Origin of the sequence: Sphingobacterium corticis (genome assembly GCF_042684745.1) — a bacterium.
In the GTDB taxonomy this organism is placed as follows: domain Bacteria; phylum Bacteroidota; class Bacteroidia; order Sphingobacteriales; family Sphingobacteriaceae; genus Sphingobacterium; species Sphingobacterium corticis.
Genome location: NZ_JBHUMA010000006.1, coordinates 847162 through 862382, shown reverse-complemented (window position 1 = coordinate 862382; position 15221 = coordinate 847162). Strand labels below are relative to the sequence as shown.

The following is a 15221-nucleotide window of genomic DNA, read 5'->3' as shown; positions in this document are numbered from 1 at the left end:
ATAAAATCGTTGATAAATTATAAAATTAAGCTTGTAGATTTTTCGCTACATAACGTGACAAAAGCTGTATGTCCATACCCATTGCATAAACGAATTGCCGGTCAAAGATTGTCAATTAATTGCTAGTAATCGATTAAGGCATTAAGCGCTTCCTCTTACTATTTTGGGAGGTTTTTGATAGAAAGAAAACGGAGGCAGCTATGTAGATTGTGCATATTCGAAATTTAGCTAATCCAGCCATAATAGTTGATTTTAGCTTTAGCCTATATGATATATTAAATGTAATCCTTTATGTAATAAAACCTTTCACATATTGCTTTGTCAGTTCCTGCTGCGGATTGAGCAATATATCTTCAGTTTTACCGAATTCCACGATCTCACCTTGGTAAACAAACAAAATGTAATCCGATACGCGTCGCGCTTGACGCAAAATATGAGTAACCAAAACGATGGTATAATCCTTTTTTAGTTCGATCAATAAGTTTTCAATTGTTTGTGTCGATATAGGATCGAGGGCAGATGTGGATTCATCGCCTAAGATAATTTCCGGCTGAACGGCCAACCCGCGCGCCAAACACAAACGTTGTTGTTGCCCGATGGATAAGCGCGTTGCGGAAGATCCCAAACGATCTTTCACTTCCTCCCACAAGCCCACGTTGCGCAATTGTGTTTCTACAATTTGCTTCAACTTACCTTTATCGCGCTCACCGTGAATACGCGGACCATAGGCAATATTATCATAAATCGACATCGGCAACGGGAAAGGTTTTTGTGACAACAAACCCATTTTCTTACGGATGTGCGTTACTTCCGCATCTTTTGCATAAATATCTTCACCATCCACCAAAACAGATCCGCTCACTTCCACATCTTTGCTATCATCCATCAATCGATTCAACGTCTTCAATAGCGTGGTTTTTCCGCAGCCCGACGGCCCAATAATCGAGGTGATCGAGTTGTTGGGAATATCTAGATTGATATTCTTCAAGATTTGCTTGCCTTCAACACATACGTTAAGATCCTTAATCTGAATTAACGGCTTCGTAGGTATCTCAATCACAGTTTGTGTTTCTTTTGTTTCGCTGCTAATAAGTGAGTGCATAAAACGATGAATAAAATAATTAAAGTTAATACCAGTGCCGACGCGTATGCGCGACCTTGAACCTCCGGAATTGGACTGCTTAATTGAAAAAAGATAGCTAACGGTAACGTTGCAGCAGGTTCATCCAAATATTTTGGCATGTTATCGCTAAATCCCGTCGTAAGTAATACACCCGCCACATCCCCAATAGCACGACCGAATGCCAGCAAGATTGCGGTAAAAATGCCCGGTTTGATGTATTTCAAAATCACCTTTGCAGCTTCCCAACGGGTACCGCCTAATGAAAAAGTAACTTGCCTTAAGTCGACAGGAACGGTTTTCAAAAGTTCATCCATGGTTCGAACAACGATGGGAATAGTCAATAGCGTGATCGTAATAATTCCACCCAATAAGGAAGCGCGAATACCCAGCCAAATCATAATACTGAATGCGATAGCGCCGTAAACAATCGACGGAATACCAAATAACACATCGAAAAGCAGTTTGGCGCTTCGCGCAACGAAGGAGTCCTTCGCCGTATATAGACTTAAATACAAGGAAATCGGAACACCAATCAATGTCGCAATTGCTGTGGATGCCAACGCAAGATAAAGCGAACCTAAAATGGCATTTAAAATACCACCACCTTTACCGATGTAAAATCCGCCCTGCGGCGCTTCGCTAACCATTTCCCAAGTTAAATAGGGCAGTCCTTTATAAAGAATGGTTCCCACGATAAAAAACAAAGATCCTGTGATACAGATCCCAGAGAATTGCATCAACAATTTAGCAATCCATTGCTTGCGCAAACGCTTTTGAACTAACTTCGATGATGTCGCCTTAGCCATGATCCTCCAATCTGTTTAATACCACACGCGAAACTAGGTTAAATCCGAAAATGATGACGAATAGTAGTAAAGCCGCAAACATCAATGCGGAATCATATAGTGGAATCGACATCATTTCTCCAAAGTTATTCGCGATTAGTGCTGGAATCGGGTAACCCGCATCAAAAAGAGATTTTGGTAATTGTGGGACATTTCCACAAACCATTAGCACGGCAATGGTTTCTCCAATTGCTCTCGAAACGCCCAAAACAATTGCTGCTATAATTCCGGGCTTCGATTTTCTCAAACTTACCGCCGTAATAGTTTCCCAATGTGTCGCACCCAAGGAAAGCGACGCATCCTTCAATTCTTTGGGAACAGTGCGCATAACTTCCACCATTATACTGATCAAAATAGGAAATATCATTACTGCGAGTACAATACCTCCGGCAAATACAGAATATCCGGTAGTTTCGATCCCGAAGATAGGAGCGATGTAGTTTCGCAGAATAGGTACAACGAATAAAATACCCCAAACACCGTACAATACGGGTGGAATAGCCGCTAAAACATTCATCAATGGCAATACAAAATTGCGCAATCGATCTGATGCAAATTCCACCAAATAAATGGATGCCATAATGCAAAGTGGAACAGCGATAATAAGGGATATAAGCGTTACCCAGACTGTTCCCAAAATAAAGGGAAGAAATCCGAAATTGCCTTTCAGTGGCGACCAAACGCTACTGCTCAAAATCTGTAATAGATTTTCATTACGGAGCAATGGCAAAGATTTGAAGATCAATCCTGCAGCGATTAACGCAATAACCAATACGGTCATCCATAGTAAAATGGCCGATCCATACTTAACAAACTGATCCTTCCATGCTCTATACCTCATCGTGTAGCTAATTTTTGAAGTTCACGCTGAATAGCATCTTTATTCAATGGCACATACCCGTTTTCCAAAAGATAACCTTGTTGCTTCTCTTCCAGTACAAATCGGATAAAAGCATTAGTAAGTAATGTATCCTGATGTTCCCGTGCAACCACAAAAGTAAGATCACGGGCAGGCGGAGCCGGATAACGGTTGTCGGCGACCGCTTCTGTTAAATCGGGTAACGTATCGTAAAAGCTTTCCGCTTGATCAATGCGGCCATTTTTATTGATGTCGATTGGAATAACGGCTAAGCCATCGCTCGGTTTCTTTGATTTCAAATCAAACAGATAATTGATGTTATTAAAACCAATGGAAAGCGGTCTTTCTTTAATGGCTTGTGCAATTCCGGGATCCCCGAAGATCCCAACGCCGCGTAAATCTTCCTGATTAACACCTAAGAATTTTGCCCAGGTTTCAGCGGCACCAGCAGCATCCGATCGGGTGTACACCTCAATAGGTTGTGCCACGAATCGATCGTCGATATCATTCCATCTCTTGTAACGCTGCGTCACGAAAATATCAATAAGCTCTTGTTGCGTGAGACCGCGTTCCGCAATCAGTTTGAAATTTGGATGTGCACTATTTATGGTGCCGATTACGGCATCTTTCGCAACATGAATGGGATATGCACCTTTTTCGTTTTCTTGATTATGCAAATCGCGCGATACCAAACCAATATCTACCATGTTTGTTAAGACATCGGCAATGCCTTTTCCGGCTCCGCCAGCCGAAATATTGAAACGCACATTTGGATGAATCGCTTTAAAATCTTCTGACCAAAGCACCGCTATCGGATACAATGCAAATGCACCTGACATTGAAATGTTGCCTGTTAATTTTCCTGAACCATCTAAACTTTGCGATGATTTAGGAGCGCATTCAATTAATAGTAATGCGAAAATTAACATAACAAACTGGAAAACAACTTGTTTTATCAATACTACTCTCTTTGTACTCATATCCTTCTTCACAAATATATAGTAAATTGGTAGATATTATGGGTTTTGTCTATTATTTTTTTTAGGTTTGTATTATGGTAGTCTTTACCGGACTACCCGAGATAATAAACGTCCAATAGAAGAGTGTATGCAGAGTTTTAGAACAGAGCTGGAGAACCCAGTTGTTGAACAGGAAATAATTGCGTTAGAAGAAAAGATTCGTGCTTACCATGCGGGTACGCTACCGGAAGAGAAATTTCGTTCGCTTCGTTTGGCGCGCGGTGTTTATGGTCAACGGCAAGCAGGCGTACAGATGGTGCGTATCAAACTTCCGTTTGGCCGTATTACGTTTCAGCAAATGTTAAAAATTGCGGATGTATCTGATGAATATGCAAGTAAGAATTTGCACCTGACGACCCGTCAAGATATTCAAATCCATTACGTAAGCTTAGATAAAACACCGGAATTGTGGGCTAAATTGGCGGCGGATGATATTACCTTACGCGAAGCGTGCGGAAATACGGTGAGAAATGTAACGGCATCGGCAACCGCCGGTATCGACCCAAAGGAACCTTTTGATGTTTCCCCTTATGCCCATGCAACCTTTGAATATTTCCTTCGAAATCCGATTTGTGCGGAAATGGGAAGGAAGATTAAAATTTCTTTTTCTTCCAGCGAGGAAGATACCGCATTCTCGTACATTCACGATTTCGGATTCATCCCTAAAATCCGTGAGGTAGATGGGAAACAGCAACGCGGTTTTAAAGTGATGATGGGCGGCGGATTGGGAGCGCAACCGATTTTGGCAAATGAAGTGTTCGATTTCTTGTCTGTGGATGAGATTATTCCTTACATGGAAGCGACGCTGCGGGTTTTCGATCGTCATGGCGAACGCAATAACAGAAATAAGGCGCGTTTCAAGTATTTGATTCAAAAATTAGGTTTGGATGAGGTGCTTCGCTTGATTGAAGAAGAAAAGATCGCGAACAAATCCAAGATTTTCGTGATCGATGAAAATACAATTGTTCAACCTGCGGCACCGTCAGAAAATGTTGCGATCGAAAACCCCATAGATGCTACCGCATACGAAATATGGAAAGCAACCAATGTTTTCCCTCAAAAACAAAATGGTTATTTTGGTGTGTATGTGAAAGTGCTAACCGGCGATATTCCAACCGATAAAGCAAGGAAACTTGTTGCTGGCGTACGCGGACATATTGCGGATGATATCCGTATCACGCAAGATCAAAACCTGCTGTTTAAATATGTGCGCGAGGAATCTTTACCGCACTTGTTTAACCTTTTAACGGACCTTGGTTATGCAAAACCGGGTTATAACAGCACAAGCGATGTGACCACTTGTCCCGGAACGGACACTTGTAATCTCGGCATTTCTAATTCCACAGAAATGGCGCGCGTTATTGAGCAATATATCCATGAATTTCATGCCGATTTCGTGTACGAAAAGCAACTGAAAATTAAGATTTCCGGATGTATGAATTCATGTGGACAACATGGTTTAGCACATTTAGGATTTCATGGTAGTTCGGTAAAAGCAAGCGGAAAAGTAGTTCCGGCAGCGCAGGTTATGTTAGGCGGTGGTACATTGGGAGATGGGCAAGGTCGTGTGGCTGAACGCGTGATCAAAGTGCCAACGAAACGCGTGCTGCAAGTCGTAGATTTAATTTTACATGATTTCAAAAATAATCGCAAATCGGAAGAGAAATTCCACGCTTACTACGAACGCCAAACGAAGGATTATTTTTATCGTTTGCTGAAACCTTTAGCAGATTTAACAACGTTGACGGATGATGAGTTCGTTGATTGGGGGCATGAAGGCACTTTCTCCACTGCGATCGGTGTCGGCGAATGTGCTGGCGTAGTGATCGATTTAGTGGCTACGTTGCTTTTCGAAGCAGAAGAGAAAATCGATTGGGCACGCCAAGCTTTAGAAAAACAACAATACGCGGATGCGATTTATCACGCGTACAGCGCATTTGTTTGGACAGCAAAAGCACTGCTATTGGATAAAGGCGTTAATGTAAGTACGCAAGCACAAGTGATTTCGGAATTCGACGAACGTTTCGTGCAGGAAGGATTGTTTACGTTCCCAACCACATTCACGGATCGCGTTTTGCAGATTAATAAATTTGAACCATCGAAAGAATTTGCAGGTGCATATTTGATTCAGTCTACCGCTTTCTATCTGGAAGGTGTAGAACGTCGGGAAGAGCTTCGCGTAGTAAATTCATAATTAAAGAGGAGATTGAAAGTAGGATGAAAGAGATAAAACCGTTTGTAACTTTAGTAGGAGCAGGTCCAGGCGACATCGAATTGATCACCTTAAAAGGCATTCGCGCCATTCGCGAAGCAGATGTTATTCTATACGATGCGTTGGTAAATGAGGAGTTGTTGGATTACGCGAAAGCGGATTGCGTAAAGATATACGTAGGTAAACGTGCGGAACGATTATCAACATCGCAAGATGAAATAAACCGCTTGTTAGTGGATTATGCGCAGAATTACGGGCACGTGGTTCGCTTGAAAGGTGGCGATCCATTTGTTTTTGGTCGCGGAGGTGAAGAATTGGATTACGTGCATGCGTACGACATTCCAACCGCGGTGGTTCCCGGTATTTCCTCATCGATTGGGTTGACCGGATTGCAACAAATTCCTTTAACGCATCGTGGGATTTCAGAAAGTTTTTGGGTAATCACAGGATCAACCTCAGACACCAATCTATCTTCCGATTTGCAATTAGCTGTTAAAAGTAAAGCAACCGTGGTCATTTTGATGGGGTTTGCTAAGCTTGCTCAAATTGCTGCACAGTATCAGCATGAAGGTCGCGGAGCATTGCCAATTGCGGTCATCCAAAGCGGATCAACGACGGAAGAACGCGTGGTGCTTGGAACGGTGGATACCATTGTGGATCGCGTTCGCGCAGAAAATATCGGTGCGCCAGCGATTATTGTGTTGGGCGATGTGGTCGCTAAGCATGCGCAGTTTGCTGAAACTTGGAAGAATATCAAGCAAGATGTATTGAGCTAATGAATACGCTATTCCCCATCTACGTTAAAATGGATCAGATTCAGACCTTGCTAGTGGGAGCAGGGCCGATTGGATTGGAAAAAATACAAGCGATTCTGAACAATTCTCCTGAAGCGAAAGTGAAGGTGGTAGCTGAGGTGATCAGTGAGGAGTTTTTAGCATTTGTTGCAGCACTTCCGCTTGTTACGGTACACCAAAAAAGTTTTGAACCATCCGATCTGGAAAAGGTTGATTTGGTCGTGGTTGCAAGCAATAATGCTACGTTAAATGAATGGATAAGGGAATTGGCATCGGCCAATCATATTTTACTTAATGTTGCAGACAAACCTAGTTTGTGCGATTTCTATCTAGGATCCGTCGTTCAAAAAGGCGATTTAAAAATTGGTATTTCTACCAATGGAAAATCGCCAACCATCGCGAAGCGCGTAAAGGAATTGTTGAATGATTTGATTCCGGAGGAAATTGATGAAACGTTGGCATTGATGCAGCAACTTCGAAACAATTTAAAGGGCGATTTTCAAGAAAAGATTAAGGTGCTAAATGCACATACGAAGGAATTGGTAACGAATGATAGCGGAAATTAGAGAACATATTGCAGGAATGGATGCGAAAAGCATTCTGGCGTATTTGCAACGGCATTTCGCGAAAGAGACGATATTTTCTACATCATTTGGTATTGAAGATCAGGTGTTGACGCACCTTTTATACGAAGTGCAAAGCGAGATCGATATTTTCACGTTGGATACTGGTCGGCTATTTCCGGAAACGTATTACGTTTGGAACAGAACATTAGAAACGTACGGTTTCCCCATTCGTCCATACTACCCGCAGACGGAAAAAGTTGAGAATATGGTACGTGAGAAAGGTCCTTCCAGCTTTTACGAAAGCGTCGAAAACCGGAAAGAGTGCTGTTTTATCCGGAAGATAGAACCTTTACAACGCGCGATAAAAGGGTATCAGATTTGGATCACGGGAATTCGCGCGGATCAATCTGCCAACCGACATGATATGGAGCAGGTGGAATGGGATGATGTCAACAAAATGATCAAAATTCATCCTTTGTTCGACTGGACGTTGGAAGATGTGGAAGCATTTTTGAAGAAGCATTTTGTTCCATACAACCCACTGCACGACAAAGGTTTTCCGAGTATTGGTTGCCAACCATGCACACGCGCAGTGGCGCCCGGACAAGATTTTCGCGCTGGACGCTGGTGGTGGGAAGATAAAAGTAAAAAAGAATGTGGTTTACATGCCACAAGTAAATAGAGAAAACGAATGGATTACTTAGATCATTTAGAGGCGGAAGCCATTTATATCTTACGGGAAGTTGCGGGACAATTTGAGAATCCGGCCTTGTTGTTTTCTGGAGGAAAAGATTCAATTACATTAGTTCATTTGGCTAAAAAAGCATTTCGCCCTGGGAAGTTTCCATTTCCGCTGGTACATATTGATACCGGCCACAATTTTCCGGAAACAATTTCTTATCGCGATCAACTGATTAAGGAATTGGGCGAAGAATTAATTATCGGCTATGTTCAGGACAGTATTGATCAAGGAAAAGTGGTGGAGCAAACAGGAAAGCACGCCAGCAGAAATGCACTGCAGACCGTGACCTTGCTGGATACGATTGAAAAGCATGGGTTTGACGCTTGCATTGGTGGCGCTCGTCGCGACGAAGAAAAAGCGCGAGCGAAGGAGCGTATTTTTTCTGTTCGTGATGAGTTCGGACAGTGGGATCCGAAACGCCAACGTCCTGAACTTTGGAATATTTTGAACGGTAAAATCAATAAGGGAGAAAATGTGCGTGTATTTCCGATCTCAAATTGGACGGAATTGGATGTATGGAATTACATTAAACGTGAAAATATTTCTTTACCATCGATCTACTTTAGTCACGAGCGCGAAGTTGTCTTACGCAACGGACAATGGATGGCAGCAGCGCCGTTCCTGCAAATTGATGAATCGGATACGACCGATTTTAAATCGGTGCGTTTCAGGACGGTAGGAGACATGACTTGTACTGCAGCTGTAGATTCAGTGGCTGTGGAACTGGATGATATTATCGATGAAATAAGCAAGTCGACTATCAGTGAGCGCGGAGCTAGAATGGACGATAAGGTTTCCGAAGCAGCTATGGAGGAACGTAAAAAGCAGGGTTATTTTTAAGCTGTTTCAAGTATTAATTTTCTTAACGAATTCAATAGAATGGATATATTAAAATTTATTACGGCAGGCTCTGTAGACGACGGAAAAAGTACGCTGATTGGCCGATTATTATATGATACCAATTCCATTTTGGACGATCAATTGGAGGCTATAAAAAAAGCAAACCGAAAAAATAATGATGGAACGGTAGATTTAGCGATTTTAACAGATGGACTGAAAGCCGAGCGGGAGCAAGGTATCACCATTGATGTTGCGTACAAATACTTCCAAACGGAACGTCGAAAATTTATCATTGCGGATGCACCTGGACATATTCAGTACACAAGAAATATGGTTACGGGAGCGTCCAATGCTGACTTGATTGTTATTTTGGTGGACGCGCGAAAAGGCGTTATCGAACAAACAAAACGCCATTCATTTTTGGCGAAATTACTTTCTCTAAAGAAAGTGCTGGTTTGTATCAATAAAATGGATATGGTCGATTATGACCAATCTGTTTACGAAAAGATCAAAGCAGATTATGCGCAGCTGGCAGACAAATTGGGACTAACCGATGTGGATTATATTCCCGTTTCAGCACTAAAAGGTGACAATATTGTACACAAATCGGATCGCATTGCTTGGTACGATAGAAATCCGTTATTGGATTACTTGGAACGTGTTGAATTCACGGAAGCGAAACCTTCCAACGGTTGGCGTTTTCCGGTTCAATGGGTTGTTCGTCCGCAAACGGAAGATCTGCATGATTATCGCGGATACGCAGGTCGTGTAATTGGCGCCGGATTGCGCGTAGGCGAGGAGGTAATCATTCTGCCAAGTGGAATACAAAGCAGCGTTGCGCGCATAGAAATCAACCAACAAGCATTTACAGAAGCAGAAAATGGACAGTCCGTTATCGTTCACTTAACGAATGATGTTGATATTTCACGAGGAGATACGATCGTAAGCGCTGCTCATCCGACGTTGAGCGATAAAAATTTTGAAGCTAATATCAGTTGGTTTGATAACAAACCGCTTGATACCAATCAGTTGTATTTATTACAACATCACAGTAACACAGTGAAAATCAAAGTCCCTGAGGTATTATTTCGGTATGACGTGAATACGCAGGAACAGCTTTACGGTGAAGACATTCGCTTGAATGATATTGGAAAAGTTGCTATCAAAGCTGCGGAAGAAATCGCTTTCGATACGCAATCGGATTTCCCTGAAAATGGTCGGGCGATCATCATCGATCCACGCACGAATATTACCGTCGGCGCGATTACCATTGAAAATTTAGGCTAAAAAAATAATAGCTCAACCCTAAAAACCTCCAATCGAAAACTGGAGGTTTTTTTTATATAGAAATATATCGGTTTATATTGAATAATCGAATTTAAGTAAGTCGAGTGCCAGAATGTGGTAACTGGAAACACGATTTACGCCAGATAGATTATATTAATAGCATTTGATAGGAAGGTAGGATTAGCCAAACTCACTTTTCACTATTTAACATAATATATATTATAATTAAATTTGTTTAGGATAATTTGGTTTGGCTAATTACATACTTTACGAGTTTTAACATGGAATGTCAAATACATCTGATTACTGCTAGTAAAAAACAATTTATTATAGAAATCGACTGAAGCCTTACCCTTTTTCAAACAGTGAATAAATATAAAAACGTTCTTTACGTTTTCAAAGATTCCTTCATATATAACCACGGACTTAGTCCATTTAATGATTTGTGTGGGTGATTACTGTTGTAATCGATCTGCCATTCGTAAGAAATAGCATTGACTTCTGGCAGTGATCCGAACAAGTAAGCGTCCAAGACGTGCTCTCTAAACGTTCGGTTTAGTCTCTCAATATAAGCATTCTGCGAGGGCTTACCAGGTTGTATATATTGTAGCTCAATGTCATTCTCTTTACAGAAATCAACAAAAACCTTGGACAGAAACTCTGGCCCATTATCGGTTCTGATACGCCTAGGCTTAGGCCTAGAAAAGATTAATTCTTTCAATTTCTGAACCAGCCTAACACCTGGAATCGAATAGAAAGCTTCATTTATCAGAGACTCTCTGTTATAATCATCCATCACATTTAGTATTCGAAACCTGCGGCCGTTAGAAAGCGAATCGCTCATAAAATCGATTGACCAAGTCCTGTTAATTCCTTCCGGAACTATTAGCTTTTCTTTAATTCTAGATGGAATTCGACGTTTCCGCTTACTACGCAGCTTAAGATTGATCTTTCTGTAGACTCTTAGAACCCGCTTTCTGTTCCACACCAAACCCTCCATTCTAATTTCTCCATGATAGGTTTCAAAGCCTCTGGTTGGATAGTTGCCCGCCGGATCCATGAGTTTAGCAACCACTTCCTCATCATCTTTCGTATGGGTGTAATAGTACATACTACGGCTCATGCAGACAATTTTACAAGCTTTATGAACACTGATCCCTTCCTCAGCAACCACACCACTCACCAGCTCTTTACGTTCACAAAGCTTTAGAGCTTTTTTTCTATAATGTCTTTTAGAATTCGATGATCAAGGCTTAAATCAGCAAACATGCGCTTTAGGCGCGAATTTTCTTCCTGTAGAGCCTTCAACTCTTTAAGATGCTGCTCATCCATACCTCCGTACTTCTGTTTCCACTGATAAAAAGTTGGTGCTGATATGCCGTGTTCTCGACAGATATCTCGCGTGGCTTTACCCGATTCATATTCTTTAAGAATATTGACGATCTGATGCTCTGAAAATTTGCTCTTTTTCATAATGTTTAACAAACTAAATTTAATATTTCTATTTGGTTTGAAAAACAGGTAAGGCTACCAGTATTTGATGAAATGGCAATGGAAGTAATCCTGACCACCGACGATTTTGTACTAGCCCAAGCGGAAGCCTACAATTACCAAGCAGTACTTATTAACAATCACACTGGAAAGGTCATCACCGATTTTAGTAATTGGTAAAATTTGGATGGAATTAGCCTATTTCTCGATGGGAATAGGCTAATTCTTTGCAGCTCACAACTACACGGAAATATGGCAAACCACCCACCCTACAGAGGTATATCCCCTTTTACAAATGGAGCCTGTCCATGTCTAGCTTAAATAGCGACTATTTTTTACCCAACGCGCTGCCCCTAATTCCAAAAATACTACATTTAAGCTCTAAACCCTCGCACCATTCGTGCGCGCACAATACGTATGCAAACTTTTGTCACATCCGTGACGGCAATTTATTGCATACCAATTGCCTTTCCTCACGCTTCGATATTAGAGTTTACCCAACGGTAACTTCATCAGATAAAACTAATTTACCTTCATATGTTCAGGTAGTTCACCTGTCAGAGGCATATAACCACCCTAAACAATGCCTTACTCTATACGGTTGAATACGGTAATTATCATTCAAAATATCTCTGAACGAAATTAAAATATTTCTATTAGCTAATAAATAGCTCTAATAGAAATATTATTTATTAATAAATTATTTGTAATTTGGCAATTATTGATACGTAGGTAAATTTCTGCGTCAATTTAAAAGCAATATTGCGCAAATGGGTCTATTTAGCAGATGACCCATTTGTTTTTACATAAACCCAAGCATAGCGAAATAATACGGTAAAGTAAGTATAACCCCTATCCTATTTTCCACCTATAACTTTCCATTGCCAAGAGGTTTTCGGAATTATCGTATGCAAAGGTAGATCCATTACCTTTCATACTTCCGATAGGCTATTACGGCATATCCTCACTGCGCTTCGGTATGGCACAGCCCTATATGACAGTATGATAATGTCTCTTATAGCACAGCATAAAAATTCTAAGAAACGACATTGCGAAGATCAAGAAGTGAAATTGTTCTAAGTTCTAAAATTGTTGTAATCTGTTATCAGGATCATATGGCACTCTGGTTTTGGCAATATCATGCCATGATTTATACGTAAACTGATTACTATATAAAAGATAGTAAGCCCATCTCCAAAAGCAAAGTGGGTTAATCCTGTAAATTCTATATATCTGATTCGTGCTATCGGTCGCTCCTGAATTTCTTAACAAACTTTCATAGTTGTTCTTACTTATATTAGGTTGCTTCAATCCAAATCGTTGAGTTGCTGTAAATGAGGCGTCACTATTAGAGTATTTGAAATGATCGTTATCAACTATTTGCAGTATTTGTGGACTCACTACAGGCAAATTTGCCACCATTATCACTAAAAAAATGATTAAAATAATCTTCGGTATTTTCATTAGTCATCTATTTTTATGTTGTAAATTTAAGCCGCTGATTAACAGTCTCCTACATCAGTTGGAGGATTTTTTATCGCGGTTTCTACATCATAGTCTCCCGCTTGTTTCCTTTTTAGAATTTCTTGGTAAAGTCCTGTCAGGGTAATGAAACCGACAGATGGGCTCGAAGGACCAATAAGCTTATCCGTAATTGAATGTGCAGAATTATAAACGTCTATTGCGAAATGTGTACAGTTATAATTATTTAAGTCATAAGGTTCTTTACTTTTAAGTTCGGAGTAGTCTCTGAATTGAATCGACCTATCTTCTTAACGCGATAGGTCGATTCGTTATTATTAGTTTACAATAACGGTGGGTTGCACTACCATATTACTGAATTTATTAAAATACAGCAACACCTATCCAGGTATATCCATGAACTTCATGATAAAAAGATCTAATTTTATGAGGTTCTGCAGTAAATTTTATATTCTGACGAAGGTCCTTCTCCAACGCTTTAAACTGGTTGATGCTTAAGCCACAGACTTTTGGAATATGGAAACCTATACCAATCAGCTCACCATTCTTTTTTACAGAGAACGTAAGGTTTAATTCATCTCTTTGATTAGGCAAATATTTCCTTTTAATATTAGTCAAATTTTGGTAATCAAGGTGAATAAAAGCTCTTGAAATATACTCTGCTTGAGGAGAAGGGTTTGTCAAATCATTTTCTACCTTAGCCGCTCCTGTGTCGTAAAGTGTTATGAAGGAGTGTTTTGGATTAATCAATACATTGTACTCCGCGTACGGTGTAGTTAAAATTCCTTCCGTAATCGATGTGTTTTGCGCAGCAACCTTGCTTAAAGAAATAAGAGCGACAATAAGAGATATCGCTGAAAATGCTAATTTTTTCATAAACTTTATTAATCTATTCTTGTACCTATTTGATTACACTCCGATATAGAAGCATCTAATAACAACTTGGCCAGTGTTTCTGGTTTCATGGTGTCTATTATTTCCGAACGATAGTGATCTGATTTTGTTGCAAAAATATTCAAGAATTTTTCATAGTCTGAACCGTACAGAAGTGCTCTTGTAACATCTCCCGGATACAATTTAAGATTTATGTCGGTAAAGGATTTTATGTATTCTGAATATTGTTCTTCTATTGCATTTAGCTCCAGTAGATTAGGGTAACTTTTTCTAATTCTTTGAATAAAGCCATCAGTACTTCTTGTCATTATGCTCAAAAATAGATGCGTTTCGAATTCGATATTTACGAACCCCGGCGAATTTATTACAATTCCATTGTTCGTATACTGGCCAAAACTATTAAATCTTACACCATATGTATTCTTATGTTGGTAATAGTGGAATAGCTCATGTATAAGCGTCTGTTCCATCATATAGGTTTCATTGTTGAATTTAATGGATTCTGTAGTTGGGTCATAAATAGCGCCACCTGACAACATCAAACTTTCATCTAAGCAAAAGCCTATGGAGAGATTAGGGCCCTGGGTTTTGGCAATATCTTGTAATAAACTCATAACAAGGCAACGCACGGGTAGGGTATAGTTATCTGCTACCCCACTATATATGTTGTTAAGACTTTGCTCTGATAATAGTTCGAAAACATTTGTCGAATTACATATAAACTTTATCCGGATTCTACCAGGAACAAAAACGGGTTTGTAGACTTCAGGCTTTCGATCTGGAACGCCAGAACCAGCCCAAATTTGCCCTTGAACGAATATAATGGCACTGCATCTACTGGGTTCTGGCAATTGGACTCTTGAACCAGGGCGCGTGACAACCACCTCGGCTATAATGTTGACTCCGGTAAATGTAAATACGTTCTGTAATTGATTGCTAGAATTTAACCCTGTGCCAATTCTATTAGTATCATCATTAGGATCAAGGGGTGTTCCAGTTGATCCTTGACTTACTGCACACAACGTCGAATTCATATTATAGTTAGTTGTTATTGCCGCAACCTCTTC

15 protein-coding genes are annotated in these 15221 nt (G+C 40.4%); 7 read left to right on the top strand and 8 right to left on the bottom strand.

The window, feature by feature from the left end; genetic code table 11:
• Positions 1–289: 289 nt before the first annotated feature.
• The 4 genes from ACFSQ3_RS09730 to ACFSQ3_RS09715 are packed head-to-tail and all read right to left on the bottom strand — an operon-like array spanning position 290 to position 3807.
• Positions 290–1102, bottom strand: a complete 813-nt coding sequence (locus tag ACFSQ3_RS09730; RefSeq protein ID WP_380869350.1) for a phosphate ABC transporter ATP-binding protein — start codon at positions 1100–1102, stop codon at positions 290–292.
• The gene (locus ACFSQ3_RS09725; protein WP_380869349.1) at positions 1057–1929 is read right to left on the bottom strand and encodes a PstA family ABC transporter permease; all 873 of its coding nucleotides are present in this window, start codon (positions 1927–1929) and stop codon (positions 1057–1059) included. The genes ACFSQ3_RS09730 and ACFSQ3_RS09725 overlap by 46 nt, the downstream gene beginning before the upstream one ends.
• Entirely contained in the window at positions 1922–2809 is an 888-nt protein-coding gene (gene pstC, locus ACFSQ3_RS09720) for a phosphate ABC transporter permease subunit PstC (RefSeq protein ID WP_380869348.1), read from the bottom strand. The genes ACFSQ3_RS09725 and pstC overlap by 8 nt, the downstream gene beginning before the upstream one ends.
• The gene (locus ACFSQ3_RS09715) at positions 2806–3807 is read right to left on the bottom strand and encodes a PstS family phosphate ABC transporter substrate-binding protein (protein ID WP_380869347.1); all 1002 of its coding nucleotides are present in this window, start codon (positions 3805–3807) and stop codon (positions 2806–2808) included. Before ACFSQ3_RS09715 ends, pstC begins: the two co-directional genes overlap by 4 nt.
• Before the next feature lie 127 nt (positions 3808–3934).
• Here ACFSQ3_RS09715 and ACFSQ3_RS09710 point away from each other — a divergent pair, with 127 nt between their 5' ends.
• From ACFSQ3_RS09710 to ACFSQ3_RS09685, 6 genes are read left to right on the top strand one after another with little or no spacing between them, the layout of a single operon-like run.
• A complete protein-coding gene (locus ACFSQ3_RS09710) occupies positions 3935–6040 on the top strand; it encodes a HEPN domain-containing protein (RefSeq protein ID WP_380869346.1) in 2106 nt (701 codons plus the stop codon).
• A gap of 23 nt (positions 6041–6063) precedes the next feature.
• Positions 6064–6834, top strand: a complete 771-nt coding sequence (cobA, locus tag ACFSQ3_RS09705) for a uroporphyrinogen-III C-methyltransferase (RefSeq protein ID WP_380869345.1) — start codon at positions 6064–6066, stop codon at positions 6832–6834.
• Positions 6834–7418, top strand: coding sequence for a precorrin-2 dehydrogenase/sirohydrochlorin ferrochelatase family protein (locus ACFSQ3_RS09700; protein ID WP_380869344.1), 585 nt, complete (start codon positions 6834–6836; stop codon positions 7416–7418). The genes cobA and ACFSQ3_RS09700 overlap by 1 nt, the downstream gene beginning before the upstream one ends.
• Positions 7402–8100 (top strand): phosphoadenylyl-sulfate reductase, encoded by a 699-nt coding sequence (locus tag ACFSQ3_RS09695; protein WP_380869343.1) that lies wholly within the window; start codon positions 7402–7404, stop codon positions 8098–8100. The genes ACFSQ3_RS09700 and ACFSQ3_RS09695 overlap by 17 nt, the downstream gene beginning before the upstream one ends.
• Positions 8101–8109: 9 nt before the next feature.
• Entirely contained in the window at positions 8110–9000 is an 891-nt protein-coding gene (cysD, locus tag ACFSQ3_RS09690; protein ID WP_380869342.1) for a sulfate adenylyltransferase subunit CysD, read from the top strand.
• Positions 9001–9039: 39 nt separating this feature from the next.
• Positions 9040–10287 carry a sulfate adenylyltransferase subunit 1 gene (locus ACFSQ3_RS09685; protein ID WP_380869341.1) on the top strand — a complete coding sequence of 416 codons (1248 nt, stop codon included), beginning with the start codon at positions 9040–9042 and terminating at the stop codon, positions 10285–10287.
• A gap of 388 nt (positions 10288–10675) precedes the next feature.
• Here ACFSQ3_RS09685 and ACFSQ3_RS09680 read toward each other — a convergent pair whose 3' ends face one another.
• Together ACFSQ3_RS09680 and ACFSQ3_RS09675 are read right to left on the bottom strand one after the other, a co-directional pair.
• Positions 10676–11461: an IS3 family transposase gene (locus ACFSQ3_RS09680; protein ID WP_380870034.1), complete on the bottom strand. Its 786-nt coding sequence runs from the start codon at positions 11459–11461 to the stop codon at positions 10676–10678.
• 32 nt (positions 11462–11493) lie between these two features.
• Positions 11494–11760 (bottom strand): transposase, encoded by a 267-nt coding sequence (locus ACFSQ3_RS09675; RefSeq protein ID WP_380869340.1) that lies wholly within the window; start codon positions 11758–11760, stop codon positions 11494–11496.
• Positions 11761–11832: 72 nt separating this feature from the next.
• On the opposite strand from ACFSQ3_RS09675, the gene ACFSQ3_RS09670 reads away from it, so the two are divergent.
• The gene (locus ACFSQ3_RS09670; protein WP_380869339.1) at positions 11833–11958 is read left to right on the top strand and encodes a hypothetical protein; all 126 of its coding nucleotides are present in this window, start codon (positions 11833–11835) and stop codon (positions 11956–11958) included.
• A gap of 1665 nt (positions 11959–13623) precedes the next feature.
• Here ACFSQ3_RS09670 and ACFSQ3_RS09665 read toward each other — a convergent pair.
• Both ACFSQ3_RS09665 and ACFSQ3_RS09660 read right to left on the bottom strand, forming a co-directional pair.
• Positions 13624–14136 (bottom strand): hypothetical protein, encoded by a 513-nt coding sequence (locus ACFSQ3_RS09665; RefSeq protein WP_380869338.1) that lies wholly within the window; start codon positions 14134–14136, stop codon positions 13624–13626.
• A gap of 8 nt (positions 14137–14144) precedes the next feature.
• Entirely contained in the window at positions 14145–15188 is a 1044-nt protein-coding gene (locus ACFSQ3_RS09660) for a hypothetical protein (protein ID WP_380869337.1), read from the bottom strand.
• Positions 15189–15221: the final 33 nt, after the last annotated feature.